This is a genomic window from Novipirellula herctigrandis (assembly GCA_007859835.1).
Taxonomy (GTDB): domain Bacteria; phylum Planctomycetota; class Planctomycetia; order Pirellulales; family Pirellulaceae; genus Novipirellula_A; species Novipirellula_A herctigrandis.
On the sequence record SJPJ01000001.1, the window covers coordinates 10,275 to 13,036 of the forward strand.

At 53.1% G+C, this 2,762-nt stretch carries 2 protein-coding genes; both read left to right on the plus strand.

The window, feature by feature from the left end; translation table 11 throughout:
- The coding region (locus CA13_RS00040) for a hypothetical protein (RefSeq protein ID WP_419193733.1) at positions 1 to 523 on the plus strand (523 nt) is incomplete at its 5' end.
- A 559-nt stretch (positions 524 to 1,082) separates the two neighbouring features.
- On the plus strand, positions 1,083 to 1,823 hold the full coding sequence (locus CA13_RS00045; RefSeq protein ID WP_419193734.1) for a leucine-rich repeat domain-containing protein: 741 nt from the start codon (positions 1,083 to 1,085) through the stop codon (positions 1,821 to 1,823).
- Positions 1,824 to 2,762: the final 939 nt, after the last annotated feature.

Genomic DNA, 2,762 nt, shown 5'->3' on the forward strand with positions numbered 1-2,762 from the left:
ATCCATGCCGCACACAACTGCTCGGTTTAGACGCACCGCTTTGCTAGTTGCATCGGTCTTCGTGGCTTTGCTCATCTATCTTGGATACTACATCTTTGGTCCTGGGGGTGCTATCAGCTTCGGTGCGTTCTTCGGTCTTGCAGCCTTCCTAGCTGCCAGCTTGGTCTGCCGATGGGATACGGCAGCGAAACGCGACCGCCTAATGTCCGTCTGTGCGGTCATGCTTGCTGTCTCCGGCGGACTCTATGTCGCGTACGTTGACTACGGATGGGGCTTTCACCTCACACGTCAGAAAATGCGAGATGCGAATCAACTGCAAACACAATTTGACGCAGACACTCGATTTCGGCGTATTTCAATTTCGTACGTTGACCCTGCCCGCCAGAAAGGCGAATGGCTGTCTGTTTCTGGTCGCGTCCGATCCGATGCTGATTTGGCAGCGCTGCACAAGCTTATTGACGATGACGACAAATGGTTCATAAAGTGGGATGTCGCCATAGTGGACGCCCGGACTGGCGGGTAACCATCGCATGCAACGGAGCCGGGCTTGCGACCTTTTACGAATGGAACATCAACCGTCCCGGCCCGCTGATGCGTACCGTTATCACACTCCGGGCGATTGATGCTCTGCTATGGGTGCGCTGTTGATGATCCCTTTTCGTCCGTTTGGTCCACAACATCGTTTGTTGCTTTCAAATTGGGACCTCGTTAAACTGATACTGCTAGGGAACGGACAACCGTCACCGAAGGGGCCGAAGGCTAAACTGACGGTGCTCGGTCGATTGATACATCATGGTGACTCGATCGGCGTTTAACCCAAATCCGTGCGATAACCATGTGATGCAACGGAGGACGGGTGGTCCGTTTTCTCGTCTGCTTGCACGTCGTTCGCCCGTCCCCGCTGATCACCACCGTTATGAATCAATGGATCGCAAATGAAGCATCACTTCGGCGACTGTCTCGATCGTGAGGGCGACTATTGGACCGTCGTCCCCAACCGCGAACGATACGCATATCGAATTGACAGCGTTCCCGCTGGCGACGAAGAAGTCACAATCGCGACCATTGGCTCCGACGACAGCTTGTGGAGGAATGTCTTCACGTTCCCCAATCTCGAAGAACTGACGCTGCACAGCCCAAGCCATGAACAGCTTCAGGCCATTGCCGAACTGGCCGTATTGAGAAGATTACGGATCACACATGCGAGGCCGAAAGAGATTACCTTCATCAGCCCGCTGTCGCAGATTGAAGAACTTGTACTTGAATACGTCTCAGGCTTCTCCGATCTGTCCCCACTTCGTTCTTTGCCCAGATTGAAATCGCTGCACATTGAGAATCTCAGGAAGGTGACCGACTTTAGGGGCCTGTCCGGCCTCGCGTGTCTTCGGTATTTGCAAATCGACGGCACCTTGGATTGGAAACAGCCGATCGCCGATTTTGAGTTCCTTCGTGGTCTCCCAAACTTGGAGGTCCTTTCTTTTGGTCAGATAATCAACAAGACCCCATATCCAGCACTGCTGCCGGCATTGGCACTAAAAAAGTTGAAACGCCTCAAGCTAACGTGGAACATGCTGGCGGCAGAGGAGTATGCGTTGTTGGAAGTTGGGTTGCACGATGTCGAAGGAGCGAATTGGGGACCTTATACTCGCTTCGAATATTCACCAGGCGAAGAATGGTTCGAGTTCACCGGCAAGGGCGCCGGCAGGGCGAAATGCGGTCACGCGAATGCAGAACACAAATGCGCCGAATACACCGTGAAGTATGAGAAGATGAAGGCCGAAGCAGAACGCACCATCTCGAATTCCCAACTCGCGAACCAATGATGTAGATTCATAACCAAGCAATGCACCCGAGTCGCGAAGTCGGGCGTTTTGGCAATGGACAATCTTTCGTCGCGACCGGGTGATTACAAACGTTATGCGATTGACTTCAACACAGGGCTACACTCTTGAGCGCAATCATTGACGTGATCCTTGGCATCGTCGAGTTTATCGGCCAGGTCATATTTATGCGCAACCGAAAACGGTAAGCGTTTCGGCTTCGGTCAAACTTGGCACGTGCCGAAATGAGTCGACTGATCGGCAGCATCAAACTACACTTCTGGTGCGCGGTTGAATGTTTGCGTTGGAGCGTTCTAGATCTGCGGACGACAGCGTTTTGACTTCGATTTGAATTGACACGTGCCGAGAACAATCAAATCATCGGCTGTGTCGATCGTGGTGCACGTGCGCGGTTCATGATGCCATTGGAACGCTTGTGATCGGTTGGCGGCAGGTTCTCGACTTCGCGAACATCCGTGCCAGGGCAAATGCCGCGCGCAACTTGCATTTCACATCGAGCGACCGTTAGAATCAACCACCAGTACAAACCGTCTCAATGCCGCAACCGAGATGCCCATAACCATCGGATTCACCGAAGTACGGCATCGGGTCGGTACAAATGGAAAACCAAATCGCCGTACTCGGTGATCCGTACCGTTATCACACTCCGGGCGATTGATGTTCTGCTATGGGGGCGCTGTCGATGATCCGCTGGCAACCGTTTGGTCCGACAACGTCGTTTGTTGCTTTCAACTTGGGACCTCGTTAAACTGATACTGCTAGGGAACGGACAACCGTCACCGAAGGGGCCGAAGGCTAAACTGACGGTGCTCGGTCGATTGATACATCATGGTGACGCGAGCGGCGTTTAACCCAAATCCGTGCGATAACCATGTGATGCAACGGAGGACGGGTGGTCCGTTTTCTCGTCTGCTTGCAAGT